General features: G+C 68.6%; 22 protein-coding genes and 1 pseudogene. 12 read left to right on the top strand and 11 right to left on the bottom strand.

From position 1 onward, the window contains the following. Positions 1-215: 215 nt before the first annotated feature. Both NS4_RS04810 and NS4_RS04805 read right to left on the bottom strand, forming a co-directional pair. The gene (locus NS4_RS04810; RefSeq protein WP_063058219.1) at positions 216-644 is read right to left on the bottom strand and encodes an organic hydroperoxide resistance protein; all 429 of its coding nucleotides are present in this window, start codon (positions 642-644) and stop codon (positions 216-218) included. Positions 645-794: 150 nt separating this feature from the next. Next, on the bottom strand, positions 795-1,343 hold the full coding sequence (locus NS4_RS04805; protein WP_245665072.1) for a hypothetical protein: 549 nt from the start codon (positions 1,341-1,343) through the stop codon (positions 795-797). Positions 1,344-1,527: 184 nt separating this feature from the next. On the opposite strand from NS4_RS04805, the gene NS4_RS04800 reads away from it, so the two are divergent. Continuing rightward, positions 1,528-2,106 carry a TetR/AcrR family transcriptional regulator gene (locus NS4_RS04800; protein ID WP_063058217.1) on the top strand — a complete coding sequence of 193 codons (579 nt, stop codon included), beginning with the start codon at positions 1,528-1,530 and terminating at the stop codon, positions 2,104-2,106. Between the two features lie 122 nt (positions 2,107-2,228). Here NS4_RS04800 and NS4_RS04795 read toward each other — a convergent pair whose 3' ends face one another. After that, positions 2,229-3,026: a GTP pyrophosphokinase gene (locus tag NS4_RS04795; RefSeq protein WP_157105883.1), complete on the bottom strand. Its 798-nt coding sequence runs from the start codon at positions 3,024-3,026 to the stop codon at positions 2,229-2,231. A 268-nt stretch (positions 3,027-3,294) separates the two neighbouring features. Between NS4_RS04795 and NS4_RS04790 the strand changes: the two genes are divergently transcribed. Beyond that, positions 3,295-3,489 carry a hypothetical protein gene (locus NS4_RS04790; RefSeq protein ID WP_063058216.1) on the top strand — a complete coding sequence of 65 codons (195 nt, stop codon included), beginning with the start codon at positions 3,295-3,297 and terminating at the stop codon, positions 3,487-3,489. 55 nt (positions 3,490-3,544) lie between these two features. Here NS4_RS04790 and NS4_RS32800 read toward each other — a convergent pair whose 3' ends face one another. Beyond that, complete coding sequence (locus NS4_RS32800) at positions 3,545-3,973, bottom strand: hypothetical protein (protein WP_174552064.1); 429 nt, start codon at positions 3,971-3,973, stop codon at positions 3,545-3,547. A gap of 298 nt (positions 3,974-4,271) precedes the next feature. Here NS4_RS32800 and NS4_RS04780 point away from each other — a divergent pair, with 298 nt between their 5' ends. Together NS4_RS04780 and NS4_RS04775 are read left to right on the top strand one after the other, a co-directional pair. Then, entirely contained in the window at positions 4,272-6,020 is a 1,749-nt protein-coding gene (locus NS4_RS04780) for a DUF3556 domain-containing protein (RefSeq protein WP_245665071.1), read from the top strand. A gap of 258 nt (positions 6,021-6,278) precedes the next feature. Beyond that, positions 6,279-6,764: a CinA family protein gene (locus NS4_RS04775; protein WP_063058414.1), complete on the top strand. Its 486-nt coding sequence runs from the start codon at positions 6,279-6,281 to the stop codon at positions 6,762-6,764. Positions 6,765-6,843: 79 nt separating this feature from the next. Here the strand turns inward: NS4_RS04775 and NS4_RS04770 are convergent, their stop codons facing one another. After that, positions 6,844-7,416, bottom strand: a complete 573-nt coding sequence (locus tag NS4_RS04770) for a GNAT family N-acetyltransferase (protein ID WP_084486740.1) — start codon at positions 7,414-7,416, stop codon at positions 6,844-6,846. Positions 7,417-7,558: 142 nt separating this feature from the next. Here NS4_RS04770 and NS4_RS04765 point away from each other — a divergent pair, with 142 nt between their 5' ends. After that, a complete protein-coding gene (locus tag NS4_RS04765; protein ID WP_063058214.1) occupies positions 7,559-9,310 on the top strand; it encodes a penicillin-binding transpeptidase domain-containing protein in 1,752 nt (583 codons plus the stop codon). Positions 9,311-9,335: 25 nt separating this feature from the next. Here the strand turns inward: NS4_RS04765 and NS4_RS04760 are convergent, their stop codons facing one another. The 3 genes and pseudogenes from NS4_RS04760 to NS4_RS04750 all read right to left on the bottom strand — a co-directional run bounded on the left by NS4_RS04760 (position 9,336) and on the right by NS4_RS04750 (position 11,689). After that, positions 9,336-10,505 (bottom strand): pyridoxal phosphate-dependent aminotransferase, encoded by a 1,170-nt coding sequence (locus tag NS4_RS04760; RefSeq protein WP_063058213.1) that lies wholly within the window; start codon positions 10,503-10,505, stop codon positions 9,336-9,338. A gap of 42 nt (positions 10,506-10,547) precedes the next feature. Beyond that, positions 10,548-11,257 (bottom strand): annotated as a pseudogene (locus NS4_RS04755) (HAD family hydrolase). A 6-nt stretch (positions 11,258-11,263) separates the two neighbouring features. Beyond that, positions 11,264-11,689, bottom strand: coding sequence for a DoxX family protein (locus tag NS4_RS04750; protein ID WP_063058212.1), 426 nt, complete (start codon positions 11,687-11,689; stop codon positions 11,264-11,266). Positions 11,690-11,863: 174 nt separating this feature from the next. Between NS4_RS04750 and NS4_RS04745 the strand changes: the two genes are divergently transcribed. The 5 genes from NS4_RS04745 (at position 11,864) to NS4_RS04725 (ending at position 16,815) form a co-directional block, all read left to right on the top strand. Then, positions 11,864-12,802, top strand: coding sequence for an undecaprenyl-diphosphate phosphatase (locus tag NS4_RS04745; protein WP_063058211.1), 939 nt, complete (start codon positions 11,864-11,866; stop codon positions 12,800-12,802). 290 nt (positions 12,803-13,092) lie between these two features. Further along, complete coding sequence (locus NS4_RS04740; RefSeq protein ID WP_063058412.1) at positions 13,093-14,931, top strand: hypothetical protein; 1,839 nt, start codon at positions 13,093-13,095, stop codon at positions 14,929-14,931. Next, positions 14,928-15,107 (top strand): hypothetical protein, encoded by a 180-nt coding sequence (locus NS4_RS04735; protein WP_063058210.1) that lies wholly within the window; start codon positions 14,928-14,930, stop codon positions 15,105-15,107. Before NS4_RS04740 ends, NS4_RS04735 begins: the two co-directional genes overlap by 4 nt. Then, complete coding sequence (locus tag NS4_RS04730; RefSeq protein WP_063058209.1) at positions 15,107-15,496, top strand: hypothetical protein; 390 nt, start codon at positions 15,107-15,109, stop codon at positions 15,494-15,496. Before NS4_RS04735 ends, NS4_RS04730 begins: the two co-directional genes overlap by 1 nt. Beyond that, positions 15,493-16,815: a hypothetical protein gene (locus tag NS4_RS04725; RefSeq protein ID WP_063058208.1), complete on the top strand. Its 1,323-nt coding sequence runs from the start codon at positions 15,493-15,495 to the stop codon at positions 16,813-16,815. Before NS4_RS04730 ends, NS4_RS04725 begins: the two co-directional genes overlap by 4 nt. Positions 16,816-17,069: 254 nt before the next feature. Here the strand turns inward: NS4_RS04725 and NS4_RS04720 are convergent, their stop codons facing one another. Continuing rightward, positions 17,070-17,951, bottom strand: coding sequence for an alpha/beta fold hydrolase (locus tag NS4_RS04720; RefSeq protein ID WP_063058207.1), 882 nt, complete (start codon positions 17,949-17,951; stop codon positions 17,070-17,072). A gap of 102 nt (positions 17,952-18,053) precedes the next feature. Here NS4_RS04720 and NS4_RS04715 point away from each other — a divergent pair, with 102 nt between their 5' ends. After that, positions 18,054-18,680 (top strand): TetR/AcrR family transcriptional regulator, encoded by a 627-nt coding sequence (locus NS4_RS04715; protein WP_063058206.1) that lies wholly within the window; start codon positions 18,054-18,056, stop codon positions 18,678-18,680. A gap of 178 nt (positions 18,681-18,858) precedes the next feature. Here the strand turns inward: NS4_RS04715 and NS4_RS04710 are convergent, their stop codons facing one another. After that, the gene (locus NS4_RS04710; RefSeq protein WP_063058205.1) at positions 18,859-19,395 is read right to left on the bottom strand and encodes a PadR family transcriptional regulator; all 537 of its coding nucleotides are present in this window, start codon (positions 19,393-19,395) and stop codon (positions 18,859-18,861) included. Between the two features lie 45 nt (positions 19,396-19,440). Between NS4_RS04710 and NS4_RS04705 the strand changes: the two genes are divergently transcribed. Further along, entirely contained in the window at positions 19,441-20,013 is a 573-nt protein-coding gene (locus NS4_RS04705) for a peptide deformylase (RefSeq protein ID WP_063058204.1), read from the top strand. On the opposite strand, the gene NS4_RS04700 is transcribed toward NS4_RS04705, so the two are convergent. Continuing rightward, positions 20,007-20,921 carry a cutinase family protein gene (locus tag NS4_RS04700; protein WP_084486734.1) on the bottom strand — a complete coding sequence of 305 codons (915 nt, stop codon included), beginning with the start codon at positions 20,919-20,921 and terminating at the stop codon, positions 20,007-20,009. The genes NS4_RS04705 and NS4_RS04700 overlap by 7 nt on opposite strands. Positions 20,922-20,969 lie beyond the last annotated feature (48 nt).

The following is a 20,969-nucleotide window of genomic DNA, read 5'->3' as shown; positions in this document are numbered from 1 at the left end:
CCCCTTTGTCGCTACGAGCGACCACTCGCCGAGAGGCGCTTGTGGGACGCCGGCCCTCGACCGGAACGCCGCCGGGTACAGCCCGGCGGCGTTCGGTGTGCCGTCCCGGCCGCGGTAGGCCGGGCGGCGGAGCCGGCCCGTATCGGAGCAGCCGGAATCGTCGCGCGTGTTGTTGCTCTGCTCGGCGATCACCGGACCGCATTCACCGGCACGGTTCAGCTGACGGTGACGTCGATGGTGACAGGAATGTTGCCGCGGGTGGCGTTGGAGTAGGGGCATACTGCGTGCGCGGCCGCGACGAGCGAGTCGGCACTGCTCTGCTCGATACCGCCCATTTCCACGTGCAATGCGGCCGAGAGGCCGAAACCGCCCTGCTCGGTGCGGTGCACGCCGACTTCGGCGACCACGGCCGAATCGGTGAAAGTGACCTTTTGTCCCGCGGCGACGGCCTTCAACGCGGAGTGGAAGCAGGAGGCCCAGCCGGCGGCGAAGAGCTGCTCGGGGTTCGTCGCGCCGCCCGGTCCGCCCATTTCACGCGGAATGGCGAGGGTGACATCGATCAGGCCGTCGCTGCTGGCCGCGCGCCCTCCGGCGCGGCCGTCACCGGTCGAGGTGGCGATGGCGGTGTAGACGGGTTCGGACATGATGTTCTCCTTCGGTGGTGAGGGTTCTCTTGCGTGTGGGTCACGATGGTCCGGGGGTCACGTCGGCAGGCGCGGCCGGATCCGGCCGATGGTCGGTAGGTGGGGGCGTGTGCCAGGAGTGATCCGGCGAGGACGGCGACCGTGGTCACCTCATCGCGTCCGTTCCGCACGCAGGTGCAGACGGATCGCCGAGATCAGGAAGAAAACGCCGCCGAGCGTCGCGTACCCGGCGAGCGGGGTGAGGGCCGGGTTCGGTGCCCCGGCGCCCGCGATAAAGCTCGCGCCGGCGAGAGTGGAGATGCCGCCGCTGAGAATCATCGCCCACTGGCCACCGAGCCGATAGCGCAAGATCGCGACGATCGACTGCACAACGCCCGCGGCGATCGCCCAGGCACCCCATACCCGGAGGACATCGGGGATGCCGGAGGTGACGGCCGCCGCCAGTCCGACGGCGGTGAGCAGGCTCAGGGCCATGTTGAGGTACAGCGGCGCCTTCGGGCGTGCGGCACCCGAGGTGCGAATGTCGATCACGGCCGCGGCCACGTCGAACAGCGGGTAGAGCACCATCAGGGCAATGCTGACCGGGGTGAGCCTCGCGGCTGCCGCCAGCATCAGCCCTGCCCAGACGACGGCGAATCCGAAGCGGGCGTAGTACAGGTTCCGCAGCCCCGCAGTGCTGCCGACGGCAGTGCCGGCCACACCGGTCTCGAGTGAACTGGACATCAGGCTCTCTTTCGGCGATCGAGGCGGTCGAGGTGCGACCCGGGGAGAAAGAACGATCGGTCTACATGGAGTCTGGTGTGCGCGGGTCCGTCTTGTCAATACCGATCGTTCTTTCTGCTAGCCTCGGGGTGAAAGCTCTCGGGAGATGGGAAGAAGTCGTATGTCGGAAGCGCGTGCGCGACTGCTCGACACGGCGAGCGGACTGTTCTACTCCGAAGGGCTTCATGCGGTCGGCGTCGAGCGCATCATTGCCGCCGCCCAGGTGACGCGGGCGACCATGTACCGGCACTTTCCCGGCAAGGACGACCTTGTCGTCGCCTACCTGACCCAGGCCGACGAAACGATCCGCGCACAGGTCGACGCCGCACGCCGCGCGAACCCGTCGCCCGTCGACGTCGTCCGAGCCGTCGGACGGGCCATCGCCGACAGCATCCGGGGGCCCAGGTTTCGCGGATGTGCGTTTCTCAATGCGGCAGCCGAATACCCCGACCCCGGCCACCCGGTCCATAGAGCCGTTCTCGCGCACCGGCAGTGGTTCCTGGACACCGTCACCGAGATCCTCGCCGATGTCGGCGATACCGATCCGGCTCCGGCGGCCCGGCACTTCGTGATGCTGCGCGACGGCGCGATGGCGGCCGGGTGCCTGACCGACCCGGACCCGATCTGTGAGACGTTCCTGCTCGGAATCGAAGGACTTCTGGATTCCCGCGTACGCACTCGCCGGGAACCGGCCACGTAGTTCCCATCATCGACACACCGGGAGGGCATCGGTTGTCGCACCGTGCTCCTCGGCGAGCCGCCATGGTGTTGCGGTCCGTATCAGGGGTGATCGGGCCTCTGGATCGGCTTACCCCGGTCGGTCTACAGCTCGGGTGAGCGGAGGGCCGGTGCGGGCCGGACGCCGGACGAGGGGTCCGGCACGAGGCTGTTGTACAGGCGGCGGAGATCCAAGGTGTCGGCCGGGCCGGTCCGAGTGGGTTCGGTGCGGTCGACCTGTCGGTGCAGGGCCTCCATTTTCTCATCCAGCTGGGTGGCGACTTCGGCGGCCTGAGCGAGGTCGCTGCGAAGGTTCGGGGGGACCTCGCCGCGGTATTTGTAGTAGATCTTGTGTTCGAGGCTGGCCCAGAAATCCATCGCGATGGTGCGGATCTGGATCTCGACCGGAATGTGTTCGGTGCCGTGGGAGCGGAAGACCGGGATCGAAACGATCAGATGCAGGCTCTGGTAGCCGTTCGGTTTGCGGTGGGTGATGTAGTCGCGTTCCTCCAGGACCGTGATGTCCTCCTGGCCGGCGAGCATATCTCTGATCACGGTGATATCGGAGATGAAGCTGCACACGACGCGGACTCCGGCGATATCGAGGATGTTGTCCCGGATGGCGGCCAGGGTCATCGGGTATTTCTTGCGCTGGACCTTTTCCATGACGCTTTCGGGGGTTTTGAGTCGCGATCCGACGTGCTCGATGGGGTTGTACTCGTGGGTACTGTTGAAATCCTCGCGCAGGATATTGATCTTGGTGGTGATCTCGTCGATCGCGAATTTGTAGCCGAGCATGAAGTCGAGGAACTGTTCGCGCAGCGCGCGCACGTCGTCGACGGTGATCGGGTCGGCACCGGGGAAGTCGGTGTCGGCGGGCGGGCTCGGCTGCCAAGGTCTCATTGGCTCCATTGTGCCGTCGCCTGTGATTTTGCCGCCACATCGGGTGACGCGCACCATGATCGTCTCGGCGTTCGATCGGTACGGCCGATACCGCGGCGGAGGGCTCGGCGGGAGGGTTCGTCGGAGATCGAGGTGATCACGTGGGCGCGCGGGACGTATCCCGAGGAGATCTCGAGCTGATCTCGGCGGGGCCGGTCGAAAAACGAAATCCTGTCCCCGGATCGCCGGTAACGGTTTCATAAATGGGATCGCGGGGAAGCCTAGGGATATGACTGCGATTCGGAACCAGCCCGCCCGGGTCGTCGGTGTCGAACGGGGAACGGCGGTCCTGGCCACGTTCACATGCCTGGTGTTCTCCATCGGAATCACCGTCCTCGCCGGCTCGGCGCTGATCGGTGTCGCGGTGACCGCGGCACTGGCCGCGGGGATCTGGCTGACCTCGAAAATCCTTCCTACCAACTGATCCCACGACCGAGCGGACAGCCCGGCCGGCCCCCGCGCCGATCACCACGACGTGATCACAGCGGCTTGCGGCACCGCGCGTCGTCTTCTCTCCTCAGAATTCGCGCACGGTGTGCCCGGCGGCCATGCCGTTCCAGTAGTTCGCGCCGGTCGTCGGGTAGCGGCGCGGCGGTCAGTACCTCGGCGGGCAGCGCGGCGCCGGGCAGCAGGGCCGGAATGCCGGCTTCGGTGAGCGCCGCCCGCAGTACTCTCAGCGGCAGGACATGGTCCTCGCCGGGTGCGGGCCGGCAGCACCGGGGCGTGCCCGACCGCTTACCGGATCGGTCTCGCGCACGGCCGCACACACCTTTCCCGCGCCGGACGGCCGGCTGTGCCTCCTCTCGGGCGCCGGCGGTTCCGGCCGCTTCCGGGGCCACGCGGGCAGCTGTCGTCGCCGTCTCGGGGTCGATCCTGGAATTCCGCCTGTGGGGTTTCGCATTACTCATCTGATGATGCGAAATCGACTCGCCTGGTGATGGGTGACCGGCGCACGATCCGATCGTCGGCAGCCGGCCGATCCCTACCGCGAATTGCTCGTCGCGAGCCGCCGATTTTCACTCGGTGGTGGCAGCGGGGGTGCGATGATCTCGGTCGTCGGCCGGTTCGTCACGAGGGTGACCGCCGTCCGGCACGGCGTCCGGGGACGGTGGTCTGCGAACGGCGAGAGGACACCCGAGCGAAACGCGCGTGCGTTACCGAAGGTGTTCTCACACTTGATCGAACGGCGTAGGGAACGAGAGCGTAGTGGGCGGAACAGATCGTTTGTTCGGCATTCTCCGGCCGAACCTGCCGGTGGTCGATTTCGACGAATGGAGCAGGGGCACCCGGGCGGAGAAGCTCCGCCCGATGGCGCGGCACTGGGCCGAGGTCGGTTTCGGCACGCCGGTGCTCCTGCACCTGTTCTATGTCGTCAAAATCGGCATCTACGTGCTGGGCGGGTGGTTGTTCGCGCTGACGACCGCGGGTATCGACGGGTTCACCTCGGTCGGCACCTGGTGGTCGGAGCCGATCGTCTTCCAGAAAGTCGTGCTGTTCACGATGCTGTTCGAGGTGGTCGGGCTGGGCTGCGGGTTCGGACCGTTGAACAACCGGTTCTTCCCGCCCATGGGCTCGATCCTGTACTGGTTGCGTCCGGGCACCATCCGCCTGCCGCCTTGGCCGGATCGGGTGCCGGGTACCCGCGGCACCCGCCGCACGCTGTTCGAAGTGGTGCTGTACGCGGCCCTGCTGATCATGCTGCTGGTGGCGCTGGTGTCGAACGGAACCGGACCGGACGTGGCGCTCGATACGACCGTGGGTGTCCTGCCGGTCTGGCAGATCGCGGCGGTACTCGGGCTGCTCGCAGTGCTCGGACTGCGCGACAAGACCATTTTCCTGGCGGCGCGCGGTGAGGTGTACGGGGCCCTGGCGGTCACATTCCTCTTCGGCGGTGTGGATGTGATCGTCGGCGCCAAAATAGTTTTCGTCGTCATCTGGATCGGTGCGGCGGTCTCGAAGCTGAACAAGCATTTCCCGTTCGTGGTGTCGACGATGATGTCGAACAGTCCGGTGGTGCGGCCCCGCGCCCTCAAACGCCTGTTCTTCGAACGTTTTCCCGACGATCTACGGCCTGGACGATTGTCGCGGTGGTTCGCCCACGGCGGTACCGCCGTCGAGATGGGTGCGCCGCTGGTGCTGTTCTTCGCGCACGGCGGCTGGCCCACGGCCGTCGCCGCCACCGCACTGATCGGCTTCCACCTGGTGATCCTCACCGCGATACCGATGGGTGTACCACTGGAGTGGAACGTCTTCATGATCTTCGGTGTGCTGACACTGTTCGTCGCGCACGCCGATGTGGGCCTGTCCGCGGTGAGCAACCCGGTGCCGTTGGTGCTGCTGCTGATCGTTCTCGCCGGGGTGGTCGCGCTGGGGAACCTGTTCCCGCGCAAAGTGTCGTTCCTGCCCGGGATGCGTTATTACGCGGGCAACTGGGACACCACACTCTGGTGTATCCGGCCCTCGGCCGATGCGAAGATCCGGGAGGGGATCGTTGCCGTCGCGACCATGCCGGCCGCGCAGTTGCAGCGGTTCTACGGAAGCCCGGAGGCCGCACAGATCCCCCTGTACCTCGGCTACGCCTTCCGCGCCTTCAATACCCACGGTAAGGCGCTGTTCACACTCGCGCATCGCGCGATGGCCGATCACGACGAGGCCGACTACGTCCTGACCGACGGTGAGCGCATCTGCTCGACCGCGCTCGGCTGGAACTTCGGTGACGGTCACCTGCACAGTGAGCAGTTGATCGCCGCCCTGCAACAGCGCTGTGGGTTCGAGCCGGGGGAAGTCCGGGTGGTGCTGCTGGAGGCGCAACCCATCCATCGGCAGACCCAGCGTTACCGCCTCGTGGACGCCGCGACCGGGGAATTCGAGAGTGGTTCGGTGCGGGTCGCCGATATGGTCGTGCGTCAGCCGTGGGATGACGATGTGCCGGTGTACCCGGATCGCCGGCTCTGACGGGCGTGTGCCGGTCCCTGGTGCCAGGTGAGCGAATGTCGTCCGCTGTCCGCGCGGTGCACGATCGTCACCGCCGCTCGACGAGCGGGAAGTCGCGCGCCGATGATGATGACCCGTCCGGCGGGTTCGTCGTCGGCGCTGCCCCCGCACCGGCGTGTCTAGACTGACCTGCGTGTTGCAGGAGGAAATCACCGGTGGGGTTCGGCATGCGGAAGTGGGGTACTGATGTCGACGGAATCGGAATCCGAAGGAGTACTTGTGCCGGCTGTTCTGGGGCGAGCCCACGACCGGGCCGAGGAGTTGGCCGACATCGCCGGCCGTACGGGTATGCAGGTGGCGGTGGCGGAATCGCTGACCTCCGGCCAGCTCGCGGCGGCGCTGGGCGCGGCGAGCAATTCGGGGGAGTGGTTCCGCGGTGCGGTGGTGGCCTACAGCCGGGAGGTCAAGCACCGGGTGCTCGGCGTACCGGAGGGGCCGGTGGTCTCCGAGCCGGCGGCCCGGGCGATGGCCGAAGGGGTGCGGACGCTGTTCGACGCGACACTGTCCGTGGGGGTGACCGGTGCCGGCGGACCCGACCCACAGGACGGGCAGGAGCCGGGTTCGGTGTGGTTCGCCGTCGCGGTCGAGGGGCGGGTCACCGCGTCGTTCCGGCTGTTCGAGGGTGAACCCGCCGAAATCCTGGACCAGGTGGTCGATCATGCCGTCGAGTTGCTGCTCGACACGGCGAAGGAACTGCGGTCCTGATCCAGCGCGGAACGGCACTATCGCGAACTGCGCGAACTGTTCGCCCGCACGTTGCCGCGGTAGCCGGGACGGCCGCGGATCAACCGCCCGTCACGAACACCAGCCCGTGGCCGGTTTCGGCCGGTGCGCTCACTTCCCGCGTCTCGGTCCGGTCCAGCCGATAACCCAGGCGGCGGGGTACGGCGGCGCTGCGCTCGTTGGCCGCGTCACAGCGGATCTGTACCTGTTCGATACCGGGCAGCCGCAGTGCGGCATCGGTGAGCGCGGCGACGGCGCGGGTGATGACGCCCCGGCCGGTATACGCGATATGACACCAGTAGCCGATTTCCAGAGCCGCGGGTCCCACCCGATCGTGCAGCCCGACCGCGCCGAGCAGAGTGCCTTCGGAATCGAAGATGCCGTAGCCGAAATTCCCGTCGGCCGGCGGCCATCCGGTGGCTGCTATGTCGTTGAAGACGCGCTGTTCCTCCTGGGTGCGCCGCGTGGGCAGCCACGGCATCCAGGGATGGAGATGGTCGAACGAGGCGTTGATCGCCTCGTACTGGGCTGTGAGATCGCCGGTTTCCCAGCGCCGTACCACGAGGTCACCGAGGTCGATCCGCTGCGGTGGCACGATTCCGGGGGCCAGTGCGGGCGGGCGGGTGGTGCTCACCTCGCAATCATCTCGACCTGGGTGTGTACCGGGCAACCGGTTTGCCCGGGCGCGGTCGTGGTCGCGCCCGGCGACGCGATCCGCAACACCGGAAAGTGGACCATCCGCGTCCGCCGCGAATGCGGTCGATACAGTCGAAGCGGTGCGCACCGATCGGAAACTCGTCGTCCTCGTGGCCGCCCTGGGTCTGGCGTTGGCCGGTTGCTCCTCCGGGCCGCCCGAGCCCGACACCGTCGCCGAACGTTTCACCGAGGCGCTGAACAGCGACGATATCGGTGCGGCCGCGGCACTCACCGATGATCCGGCGCGGGCCGGTGAAACGCTCGGCGCCCTCTACGAGGGATTGGGCAAGGAGGCTACCTTCGCGGTAGCCGGGGTACACGAGGACACCTTCTCCCTCGAGGCGACCTGGAGATTGGGGGCCGAGGGCGGCAAGGAATGGAAGTACACGACCACCGGGACCGCCGGTGAGACCGACGACGGCTGGAAAGTGCGCTGGAACCCGGCCACCGTCGCCCCGGGGCTGGATACCGGGCCCCTGAGTTACGCGCCCGTGTACCCGCAGCCTGCCCGGGTCCTGGACGCCGCGGGGGGTGAGCTCATGACCGAGCAGGTGGTGACGCTCGTACAGTTGGCGCCCGGCGCCGATACCGCCGCCGCGGCCGCACTGCTCGCGCCGCTCGCCGCCGGTATCACGCCGGCCTCCCTGGATGCCGAACTGGCCGACGCGCAAGGCGGACCGGTGACGGCGATCAGCCTCCGCGAAGCCGATATCGCGCCGGTCCGGAACGCGCTGACCGCGGTGCGCGGGGTGACTCTCGCCCCGCAGACCCGGCTGCTGACCACCGACAAGGCGATATCCGCACCGACCCTGTCGGGGCTGAGCGAGCTCTGGCAGCAGCAGGCCGATGACGCCGCCGGGTGGGCGGTGCGCGCGCAGACCGCGGACGGCACGGTGCGTATCGCCGGCGCGGATCCGCGGCCCACCACCGATATCCGGTCCACCATCGATATCGGGCTGCAACGCGCCGCGGAAACCGCGCTGGACCCGATCGCCACTCCCGCGGCGATCGTCGCGTTACGACCCTCGACCGGCGAGATCCTGGCGGTCGGGCAGAACGCCGCCGCCGACGGCGCGGGCGCGATCGCGCTCACCGGTCTGTATCCGCCGGGCTCGACCTTCAAGACGGTCACCGCCGCCGCGGTGCTGGACGCGGGGCACGCCACCCCCGACACCGTGCTGCCCTGTCCCGGCGTCGCCGATATCGAGGGCCGCCGCATACCCAACGACGACAGTTTCGACCTGGGACAGGTCCCGCTGCACACCGCCTTCGCGCACTCCTGCAACACCACCATGGCCGGGCTGGCCGTCACGCTGCCGCCGGATGCGCTGCGGACCGCCGCCGAGCGGCTCGGTCTCGGGGTGGACTACGTGACACCCGGGCTGACCACAGTGACCGGCAGCGTCCCGGTCGCGCAGAGTCCGGCGGAGCGGGTGGAGGCCAGTATCGGCCAGGGGCAGGTGACGGCCTCACCGTTCGGTATGGCGCTGGTCGCCGCGTCCGTGGCCCACGGGAGCACGCCGGCTCCGGCGCTGGTGACCGGTTCGCCGGGTGTACCCGACCGGACCCCGCAGCCGCTGCCCGCCGCGGTCACCGGCGATCTGAAAACCATGATGCGCGAAACCGTCACGGCGGGCACCGCCACCCAGCTGACCGATATCCCGGGCCTGCTCGGTAAGACCGGCACCGCGGAATACGGTGACAACAGCACCGCGCACGGCTGGTTCATCGGGATCCGGGACGATCTGGCCTTCGCGGTGTTCGTCGCCGACGCGGGGAGTTCCGGTCCCGCGGTCGACGCGGCGGGTCGGATGCTGCGGGCACCGCGCTGATCACAGGTGCCCGGCTGCCCGGTGATCAGCGCGCCGTCCGCAACCGGCGGACGCCCTCGTCCAAAGTCTCGGGACGCTTACAGAAGGTGAAGCGGACGAGATGCCGCCACGCGGCCGGATCGTCGGTGAAAACACTGACCGGCACCGCGGCGACTCCGAGCCGTTCGGGCAGTTCCCGGCAGAACCGGATCCCGTCGTCTGCGCCCGTCGGGCGGATATCGGCGCAGACGAAGTAGCTCCCCGCGCTCGGATGTACCCGGAAGCCCGTCTCGGCCAGCGCCGCGGACAGGCGCAGCCGCTGCTCGGAGAGTCTGCTGCGCAGCCGGGCCACCCACTCGAGTTCGTGGGTCAGCGCGTGCGCGACCGCGGGCTGGAATGGTCCACCGCCCACGAAGGTGAGGAATTGTTTGGCGGCGAGCACCGCGTCGACGAGGGGAGCCGCCCCGCATATCCAGCCGATCTTCCAGCCGGTGACGCTGAAGGTCTTCGCGGCGCTCGAGACCACCAGTGTCCGGTCTGCCATCCCGGGGAAGGTGGCGATGCTCAGATGTTCGGCGTCGTCGTACACCAGGTGCTCGTACACCTCGTCGGTCAGCACCAGGAGGTCGTGGGCGCAGGCGAGCTCGGCGAGGGCGGCCAGATCGGCGCGGTCGAGGACCGTGCCGGTGGGGTTGTGCGGTGAGTTCAGGATGAGCATGCGCGTGGCCGGGGTGATGGCGGCCCGCAGACTGTCGTGATCCAGGACGAAACGGTCGCCGTCGGGAACCAGCCGCGCGGTACGCCGACGCGCTCCGGCCAGGGCCACCGCCGCGGGATAGGAGTCGTAATAGGGCTCGATCAGGACCACTTCTGCGCCGGGCTCGACCAGGCCGAGGACGGCGGCGCTGATCGCCTCGGTGGCGCCGACCGTCACCAGTACCTCGGTGTCCGGGTCGTAGTGTGTCCCGTAGCGGCGGGCGCGGTCCGCGGCGATCGCACGGCGCAGCACCGGCATACCGCGGCCGGGCGGGTACTGGTTGAGGCCGTCGGCGATCGCGTCGCGGGCGGCCTCCAGCATGCCCGCGGGCCCGTCACTGTCCGGGAATCCCTGCCCCAGATTGACCGCTTCGTGCCGCACCGCGAGTTCGGTCATCTCGGCGAAGATGGTCGCGGCGAAGGGCCGCAGCCGGTCGACGGTGGGGGCTCGGTGACGCATGGCACGAGCCTAGACGGCCCGCAGGCCGCGGGCGGGTCCCGCTCACACCTCGCCGCTGCCCCGGTCTCGTACCGATCCGCGCAGTTCGGCGAGCGGACTGTGATCGAACTGCGCGAGCAGGTCGGCGGGGTCGTCGTACACCGCGACCGCACCCGCGTCCTGTAGTTCCGCGCCGCTGATCCCACCGGACCGGAATCCGATGAAGTCCACAGCCGCCCGCCGGGCCGCCTCGGCGTCCCATATCGTGTCCCCGACGAAGGTCGCCGACCCGGCCCCGACCCCGGCCCGGTCGAGGGCGGTGCGCACGATATCGGGGCGCGGTTTCGCGGTGCCGACATCCTCGCTGGACGTCTGCGCCGAGACCACTTCCGCGCGCCGAGGACCTCGCGCAGTAGCGAGAGCTCGTCGGCCGGGGCGGAGGTCGCCAGCACCACGGTGAGCCCGGCCGCCGCGACCCGCTCGAGGAGTTCGCGGGCCCCGCTCACCGGGCGCATGAGCGTCCCGGAATCCAGGTAGTAACGCAGATGCAGATCCTTCGCCCGGCCGCGGGTGCTGTCGTCGGCGTCGGGCAGCAGGGTGCTCACCAGCAGTGATCCGTCCATTCCGATACTCCGGTGCATCCGCCAGGAGTCGACCTCGGCGCCGACTTCCCGAAACGCCCGGGTCCAGGCGTAGACGTGCAGATAGTTCGAATCGACCAGCGTTCCGTCGATATCGAACAGCACCGCGCCCGCGGGGTCGGCTTCGGACACGGGTGCTCAGCTCCTGCTGTCGCGGGGTACGCCGGTGGACCACAGTGCCCACAGCACCAGGACCGGCTGGAACAGCAGTCGCGCGAAGCGTTTCCCGTCGGTGTCGAGCCGGAAGGCCGACCGGTGGTCCCGCCACTGGGCGATATTGCCGGGGAAGACCGCGACGAAGAACAACGCGGCGATCCGCCCCATCCGGACCCTATCCCGGGACATGGCGGCCAAGCCCGCGCCGAGCATGATCTCCACACCACCGGAGGCCATCACGACGCCGTCCTTGTCCAGCGGTACCCAGTCGGGCACCTGCGCCTGGAAGTCCCGCCGGGCCCAGAACAGATGGCTCAGACCCGCGAAGACCAGCGCCGCCGACAAGAGATAGCGGGCGGTCGTACGAGCCGGTGTGGTGGGCGCACTCTCCGATTCGTGACTGGCCATGCACCGCAGCCTACCCGCGGTAGCGATGCCGGTGACGCTGCGAAGGACCGTGTCGCCAGGCCCTGTCGCACCTCGGGCGCACGCGTGATGGACGCGAAATATGTTGCGAAAGGACGATTTCGGACGTTTCGGCCGCGCGGGGGATCCGCGCGCGACCGTGTAAGAATCGTCGCGATGCTCACCTACGTTCAAGCCACCGTCATCGGTGTGGTGCAGGGTGTCACCGAACTGTTCCCGGTGTCGAGCCTGGGCCACTCGGTGCTGTTCGCCGCGTGGCTCGGGGGCGACTGGCGGGCGTTGATCGGCGCGGACGAATCCGTTGCGCACACGCCGTACCTGGCCTTCGTGGTCGCGTTGCATGTGGCGACCGCGGTCGCGTTGCTCTGCCACTACCGGCGGGACTGGTATGCCATCGTCGCCGGTTTCCTCACCACGCTGCGGACCCGGCGAGCCGCTACGGTGGCGCAGCGGCTGGCGTGGCTGATCGTGATCGCCTCTGTTCCGGTGGCGATTCTGGGCCCGCTGCTGGTGCACCCCTTGCACGCCTTGTTCGCCGCACCGGTCTGCGCCGGATTCTTCCTGACCCTCAACGGCGTCGTGCTGCTGCTCGGCGAGGGGTTGCGGCGGCGTAACGAGCCCACGCTGGCAGAGTACGGCCGGCGTTTCGCGCTGCGGGGGTCGGGACGGCGGCCACCGGCCGGTGGGGAGAGCGCGCGCCGTCAGGCCGACCGGCGGCTCGCCGCCCTCGATATGCGTGACGCACTCGGTATCGGTGTCGCGCAGCTCGGTGCGCTCCTGACCGGTTTCAGCCGGGCGGGCCTCACCATGGTCGGCGGGCTGTGGCGCGGTCTCGAACACGCGCACGCCGCCAAATTCGCGTTCCTGCTCGCCACTCCGGCGATCCTGGGCGCGGGTCTGGTGGAACTTCCCGAACTGCTCGGTCCGGAGGCCGAGGGTATCCACGGGCCGATTCTGGTGGGCGCGCTGGCCTCGGGCGCTTCGTCCTGGTTCGCCGTCCGGTTCCTGGAGCGATACTTCCGAACCCGCACCCTGTTGCCCTTCGCGGTGTACTCGCTGATCGCCGGTATCGCTTCGGTTATCAGGTTCTGCTGACCGGCGCGCTCGCCGCGACCCGATCGGTACCTGCGGGCACGGCTGTCGCCCGCTCGCCCGGCGTACGCTCGCAGCACCGGGACTGCTCTCGATCATCGGGTTCCGGCGTCCGCGCCCGCTGCCCGGTGAGGTGCGGGCCGCTGTGGTCGGTCATGTGCGGAGTCGGCGTGTCGCAGTGAGATCTCGACACGTCCGGTAACCCGCCCTTCCCGGTGTGAATTCATGCTACTTTTCGTCACACATATTCCAGTCCAGGGTGTGGAGGTGCGGTGCCGGACGGTACGTACGACATGTTCGGGTGGTCGGCGGCGCCCGCCGGCGAAGGCGGTGGCGCGGCGCTGGATCAAGTCGCGATCATGACCGGGGCGGCCGGGGTGATCGCACTCGGGTTGCTGTGGATCGGATACCTCCACCGGAACCGCCGGATCACCTGGCTACAGCGGCTCGCCGACCGGCTGGGCCGGGCGTTCAACCGACCGGGCTGGGTGGCGCTGCCGCTGGCGATGTTCCTCGCGACCATCCTCACCGCCCTGCTGGGTTTCATCTGGGATGTGAGTCTGCACATCGGCAACGGCCGCGACGAGGGACCGCTGGCCAATCCGGCGCACTATTTCATCCTCGCGGGACTGTTCTTTCTCTTCGCGGCCGGGATGGCGGCCATTGTGCTGCCGTTGGACCAGAAACCCGGTCCGGCGGCGGTGCGGATCACCCGCACCTGGTACGCGCCTGTCGGGGGGATCCTGCTGGCCGGGGCCGGCCTCTACGCCCTGATCGGGTTCCCGCTCGACGATGTGTGGCACCGGATCTTCGGTCAGGACGTCACCCTGTGGGGGCCCACGCATCTGATGCTCATCGGTGGCGCCGGATTCTCGCTGATCGGTGTGCTGCTGCTGGAATTCGAAGGCAAGAACAACCGGCCGGAACCGCAGGAGCGGGAGACGCGCCGGATGTGGCTGCTGCGTGCCTTCGCGTTCGGGGGCCTGCTCATCGGGCTGTCGGTGTTCCAGGTCGAATACGACTTCGGTGTGGAGCAGTTCCGGCTGGTGCTGCAGCCGATGCTGATCGTCGCGGCGGCCACGATCGCCCTGGTGGCCGCACGACTGGCCCTCGGTCCGGGGAGCACGCTGGTCGTGGTCGGTTTCGCCGCGGTGGTGCGGACCGTTGTCGCAGTACTGGTGGGCGGCCCGATCATCGATGCGCCGCGTAACGTGTTCCCGCTGTATCTCGGTGTGGCGGTCGTGGTGGAACTGCTGGCCCTGTTGCCGTTGGTCCGGCGCCGGATCGTCTGGGGTGCGGTCTGCGGTCTGCTGGCGGCCACCCTCGGACTCTGGCTCGAATCACTGTGGGTCGGGGCAATGTTCGTGAACGCGTGGCCGGCGGCTATGTGGCCGGAACTGCTGGCGATGGCGGTGCCCACCGGGATCGCGGGCGGTGTCGTCGGGGCCATGCTGGCCGTCGTGCTGCTGGGAGAGCCGCTGCCGCGACCCGCGCTACGCCGGACACTGGTGGTGGTGGCGGTGGCGGTGGTCGCCGCGGCAACTGCCAACGGCCTGATGATCGAGGTGCCGGAGGGGGCCCGGGCGGCAGTGGACCTGCGCGACGCCCCCGAACAGGGTGGCCGGATGGTGTACGCCGATATCCGCATCACCCCGGCGGATCTGGTCGGCACGGACCCCGAATGGGTCGAGATCCTGTCCTGGCAGGGTGGTGTGGGTAGCGACAGCCCCGGCCGGGGCCTGGTGGTCGACCAGCTCCGGCGCGAGGGCGCGGGACACTACGTCTCCACGAAGCCCGTTCCGGTGCACGGCTCGTGGAAGACACTGCTGCGGGTCCAGGACGGCCGGACGCTCACCGCGCTACCGATCTTCATGGCCGCCGACCCCGGTATCGGCGCCGCGGAGATTCCGGCGCTCGACTCGTTCACCCGGCCCTTCGTCTCCGAGATCACGGTGCTGCAGCGGGAGCGGTCGTTCGACCATCCGTCTTGGTTGTTCGCGGTGGCCTCACTTGTGGTGCTGGGGTGCAGCCTGGTCCTGGTCGCCGCACTGTCCTGGGGTGCGGCCCGCATCAACGACCGATATCTGCGCGAGTCGCCCGCCGGGGAGAAGGAACGAGCTCCCGCGCGATGACCGATCGATACGACGGCGTGGATGTGCTCGCCGACCATTCGATCCTGCTCGCGATTCCCGCTTTCCTTCCCGCGTTCCTCATCGCGGCCGTCGTCATCGTCGTCGCCGTGCGCGACCGCAGGCGCGGGGACGACGAGGACCGGCCCGCCGACCCCGATACCGACAAGGAGGACTGATGCCGTCCCTCTTCCGCCTGTGCGTTCCGGTGCTGGCCGCCGGGCTGCTCGCCGCCGGCTGCGCGAGCAGCGAACCGGGACAACCCACCACGAGCAGTACGGGTGCGGCACCGAGCGCCGCGGCCGTGGTCGTCCCGGTGCGAATCGCCGGCGGCACGGTGACCCCGGCCGACGCCAGGCTCGAGGCCCGGGTCGGCCAGCCCATCGAGATCGTCGTCGACAGTGACGCCGCCGACGAACTCCATGTGCACGCCGAGCCCGATCACACCTTCGCCATCACGCCCGGATCAGGCGAACGCTTCCGATTCACTGTCGAGATTCCGGGGCGGGTGGAGATAGAACTGCATCACGCCGGCCGTACGGTGGCCACCCTGCTCGTTCGCGAATGACGTTGCTCGCCCACGGCCTGGGCGGTGCGGCGGATCTGCCGATTCCGCTGACCTATGCGCTGATCGGCGCGGCCTGGGCCCTCACCTTCTCGTTCGCGGTGATCGCCTTCGCCTGGCGGGAACCGCGGCTGGACCCGGCCTCGCCCGGTATCACTGTGCCGGAGAGCGTGCGGTCGGCCGTGGACGCGCCGGTGGTGCGCGCGGGGATCGCCGCGGTGAGCGTGGTGGCCTTCGGCGCGGTACTGGCGATCGGGGTGTTCGGCCCCGCCGATCCGGCTCGTAACCCGGTCCCGGGCGTTGTCTATGTCTTCCTGTGGGTCGGGGTGCCCGTCGCCTCTCTCGTGGCCGGGCCGGTGTGGAAGGTTCTGTCACCGGCGCGGGCGGTGTACCGCGGTTACTGCGCGGTCACGCGCCGCCGGCCCGAGACCGGCCTGCTGCGCTACCCCGGAACGTGGGGGAGGTGGCCGGCGGCGCTCGGGTTGTTCGGCTTCGTCTGGCTCGAGCTGGCATCGCCGGATCCCGGCTCGGTCACCGCGGTGACCGTGTGGCTCGCCGGGTACCTGGTCGTCACCGTGATCGGGTTGCTCGTATTCGGCACCGTATGGGCCGATCGGGCGGACCCGCTCGAGGTGTACAGCAGTCTGCTCGGGCGGTTGAGTCCGATCGGCCGGGGCGAGGGGGGTGCGTTCGTACTGCGTGCACCGCTGGCGAATCTCGCGGGGACGCCGGTGGGCGCGGGTTCGGTGGCGGTGGCGGCGACCCTGCTGGGCTCCACGGCGTTCGACAGCTTCTCGTTGTTCCCGTGGTGGCGAGCCCTGGTGTCCGACGCCGGACTCGCACCCACACTGGTGTCCACCTCGGGGTTGCTGGTTTTCATCGGCGTGGTCGGGGTGAGTTTCCGGTGCGCCGCGGGGGCCACCGGCGGCCTCTCCCGCACCGACCGTCGCATGCTGCCGCGCAAACTCGCCTATACGCTGACACCGATCATCGCCGGGTACGTGATCGCCCACTACCTCAGCTTCCTGGTCGAGAAGGGCCAGGCCACGGTCATCTTGTTCGCCGACCCTTTCGGAGCCGGTTGGAACCTCTTCGGATTGGCCGGTCGCGACGTCTCGTATGTGCTGTCCGCGCACCCGGCGGTCCTGGGAACGCTCAAGGTGCTGGCGGTGGTGCTGGGTCATGTCCTCGGTGTCGCCGCCGCCCACGACCGCTGTCTCCAGCTGCTGCCGCGGGCGCATCGGCTCACCGGGCAGCTCGCGCTCATGCTGCTCATGGTCGGGTTCACCTTCACCGGGCTCTATCTGCTGTTCGATGCCTGACCGGGCCGTGCTCGCAACTCGGCGACCGCCGGATAAGCAGGCAATAGACAGTCCGTACGAGTCGCCGGAGCCGCCCATTCGGTGCCCGGCCGGCGTACGGTCGGCGCCTTGCCCCATCCGCAGGTGGGGTTGTCACTCCCGTTGTATTCGACGGCAGTGATCGGGAGCCGACTCGCGTTGCGCAGCCCCCGCCTTGCTCCGCTCGGTCCCGGAGCGGGTGGGCCCGCTCCGGACGCTGTGGCTCCGTGTGTTGTTCACGTACGGACTTGGTCGTGGTCGGCGACGAAGGTGAGAAAACGCGGGATGATCTGCTGCGGGTTCGCCCACAGTAGGTCGTGTCCCACGTCCTGGTATATGCCGATTTCGGCCGACGGTATATGCCTGCGGGCGCGGGCTGCCGCGCGCTCGGGATCACTGACTACCGTGCGGGCGCCGAAGAGCACCAGCGCCGGTGCGGTGATGGCGGCCAGCTCGGCGTCGGTGAAGGGACGGTCCCACGGCATCGCTGCCCGGAATCCCCGGATCGCTGTGGCCAGTTCGAACTCCTCGTCGCTCATCTCGTAACCCGGCATCAGCCACTGATTCAACTTGCGCATCCGCTCGGGCGTGGGACGCGCCCCGGCCATGATGAATCTGAACAGCAGACCCGGGCGTGGTCTGGCGAAGGTCGAAGCGCTCGGCTCGAACATGGTCATACTCGCCAGACGATCGCTGCGGTGCACCGCGATCGCGCCGGCCAGCCAGGCTCCCAGAGAGTTCCCGGCCAGATGGACGCGATCTTCTGCCAGTCCGTCGAGCACATCGGCCATCCACCGCGCGATATCGCCGGTGTCGCGCAGTGGTGCGGTCTGCACGCAGTATCCGGCCCAGCCGATGACGTCCGGGGTGTACACGACGCGGTCGCGCGCCAGTTCCTCGACGAACCGGAACCACACCTGCCCATTGCCCCCGATGCCCGGCAGCAGCACGATCGGCGCACCGTCCCCGGCGCCGGACTTGCGTATCCGTGTCGTTCCGAAAGCTGTTTCGACGTCGAGATTCGTCGACGGCACCGGCCACTTCGCGGCCACGGCGTCGTAGGCGCGCAGAAAGGTGTCCTTGGCTTTATCGCTGGTGAATCGCCCGATCTTCGGCATGGGTTCCCCTCTCCCAGATGATGGTATGAACATACCACGTAAATGGTATGGGTATACCATCAAAATTTCTGGACAGCCCGGTCCGGGGAAAGGGGAGAACTCGTGCCACGATTGGTCGACCACGAAGCGCGCAGGCGCGAGATCACCGATGCGGTGCGCCGCGTGATCGTATCCGGGGGGCCGGCCGCGGTCACTTTCCAGACAGTCGCCGCCGAAGCCGGTATTTCGGTCCGTCTGGTGCAGTACTACTTCGGTACCAAGAAGGAATTCCTGCTGGCCACCCACCAGTCGGTGGTGTACGACGCCGGCGCCCGCTTGGCCCAGCGAATGGCGACCCGCTCCGGCGACACCTCACCCCGCGAGGTCATCCGTATGGTGCTGATCGAACTGCTCCCGCTGGACGAACAACGCCGGGAGGAGGCCATCGTTCTGGGGGCCTTCAATACCGCGGCGATCGCCGGGCAGGGCATCACCGCCGACGAAACGTTGACAGCGCCCCGCGCCCTGGTCGCGATCCTCGCCGACCAATTCGGCAAGGCCGGACGCGCCCCCGGGCCCGCCGAGCTGGACGCCGAACTCGTCCTCGCGGCCATCGCCGGGATCGCCCAGGGAATGTTGCCCGGCCACTACACCGCGCACACCGCGGTCGAACTGGTAGATCGTCTCCTCGATCTCACCCTCGGGCCTGGATCGAAGCGGATACCCGAGCATCGGAAACCGCTCGACTGATCGGCACCGATGTCCATGGATCAACGCTCGATCCCACGGTGTAGTGCGTACCTCTCGTGAAGTGGCCGCGCCGGCGACCCGGGGCCGAAGATGTCGACGGAGGTTCGTACGGGATATTGCTCCCAGTGTTGATGTGTCGTCGAGGTCGCGGCCGGTGTCGCCGGTGATGGCGTACGGGTCAGGACGGCTTGCCGATACCGGCCAGCACCTTCTCGTGCCATTCGATCTCGGTTCGTATCCGCAGGCGGGCGTGTTCGGCGATGAGATCGTCGGCTGTGCTCTGATCGGGCCAGCGGCGGTCGAGCTGATGCTCCATCCGCGAGCCGATCGCGCGGAGCGCAGCGATCCGGTCCTCGAGGTAGCCGCGCAGCAATCCCGGATCGAGATCGTCGCCGACCGCGAGCGCGAGATCGACCGGGTCGGGCCGGATGTCGACCTCGGTGAAGGCTTCGTCACGCAAGGCTCGCAACTCCCGCAGGCCCTCGGCGGTGATCTCGTAGATCGTGCGGGCGGGGAGCGCGCCGTGCTGTTCGGTGCGTACCGGGCGGACCAGCCCTTCACTCTCCATGCGGTGCAGTGCGCCGTACAGCGAGCCGGGTTTGACGCGCGACCACAGGTCAGCGCGGTCCAGGCGGGCGTCCCGGCGCAATTGGTGGCCGTGCATAGGGCCGCGCCGGGCCAGGGCGGCCAGGACGAACAAGCGGGTCTCGTTCATCCAGCCAGTCTGACACGACTACTCGTATTTGAGTAATCTGGCCGGATGACTGTGCGACCGATCCTCATCGCCGGCGACCCGCGGCTTACCGCTCCCGCGGTTCCGGTGACAGTGTTCGACGACGAACTCGCCGCGTTCGTCGATGATCTGTTCGATACCAACACCGCCGCCGCCGGTGCCGGATTGGCGGCGAACCAGATCGGCGACCCGCGCGCGGTGTTCGTCTACGACCTCACCGATTCCGGGGTCCGATACCGCGGCCACCTGGTGAATCCGGTGCTGCGGACCTCCGGACTGCCGGAGACCATGCCCCACCCCGAAGACGATCTCGAAGGGTGTCTTTCCGTTCCGGACGAGTGGTTTCCCACGGGCCGAGCGCACCGGGCCGAGGTGACGGGCGTGGATATGACAGGAGCCCCCGTGACGGTCGCGTCCACCGGATACCTGGCCCGCTGTCTGCAACACGAGACCGACCATCTCGCGGGAACTCTCTACCTGGACCGCCTGATCGGACGGAACCGGCGCGCGGCCCGCAGGATGATCAAGGATCGGCGGTGGACCGTACCCGGAAACAGCTGGCTTCCCGGCGCGGTCGACCGTGCCGCCGGTGCTCAGTAGTTCGTCGCCTCGATCAGGCGCTGCCGTAGCCAGGTCAGGGCGGTGGTGCCCGCGGGCTCGACGACGTAAACGGCATAGCTCTGATGCGCACCGGATTTGAGAAAATCGTCGATTTGCTTCCGGCGCTGCTCGTACGCGGGCGCATCGAACTCCTCGGCCAGCAGGCCGAGACCGCCCGCGGCGAGCGCATCGCCGAACAGTGCGGCCGCCTGCCGCTGATAGCTGCCGATATCGGCCGCATCGGGATGCGACATCTGGACCATCAGTCCGGCCAGGCGCCCGGCGATATCGCCGTCGGGCATCGCGCAGTACAGATCGCCGTCGACACAGAACGTGTACGTACGCGGGCCGAGTGCGCCGAAGCCGCCGGGCCGTGCGCCGACCGCTCCGGCACCGGGCACCGCCGGGCCGATGAGGGTGTCCGCGGGCGAACGCCGAGGGTCGGCGATCAATCCCACCAGCGCGATTCGGTCCGCCGGCGTGGTGGCGGATCCGGCACCGATCTCGGCCGCGAGATCACCGGCCGCGTGCGCGCCCTGGCTGTAGCCGAGGATCGCGATACGTGCCGCCGGGCAGGCCCGAGCCGCGGCCGCGACCTTATCGCGCGCTCGATCGGTGGCTTCCTGCTTGGAGCGGCCGTAGACCTCTCCCTCCCAGGGGAAGGCCGTCGCGGCGTAGGCGACATAGTCGACCGCCACATTTCCCGGCAGCCGGTCGACGGTCGCCGCGAGCATCCCCGTGCCGGGCTCGGTCTCGGAGGTCTCCCAGGTTCCGGGGATCGCTACGACGTACAGATCGGGGCACGGGGTCGGTGTGGCCGCCGCCGGCGGGGCTCCGCCGGCCTGGACAGCCGCGGCCACGAGCGCGAATACGCAGGCGGCGACACCGGATTTCCATCGTGTGGGCATGACTGCTCCATCTGGTCACACCGAAGGGTGTAGCTGCTCGAGTGAGGC

Source organism: Nocardia sienata NBRC 100364 (assembly GCF_001613205.1).
In the GTDB taxonomy this organism is placed as follows: Bacteria; Actinomycetota; Actinomycetes; order Mycobacteriales; family Mycobacteriaceae; genus Nocardia; species Nocardia sienata.
This window is presented reverse-complemented; position numbering and strand designations above follow the sequence as displayed.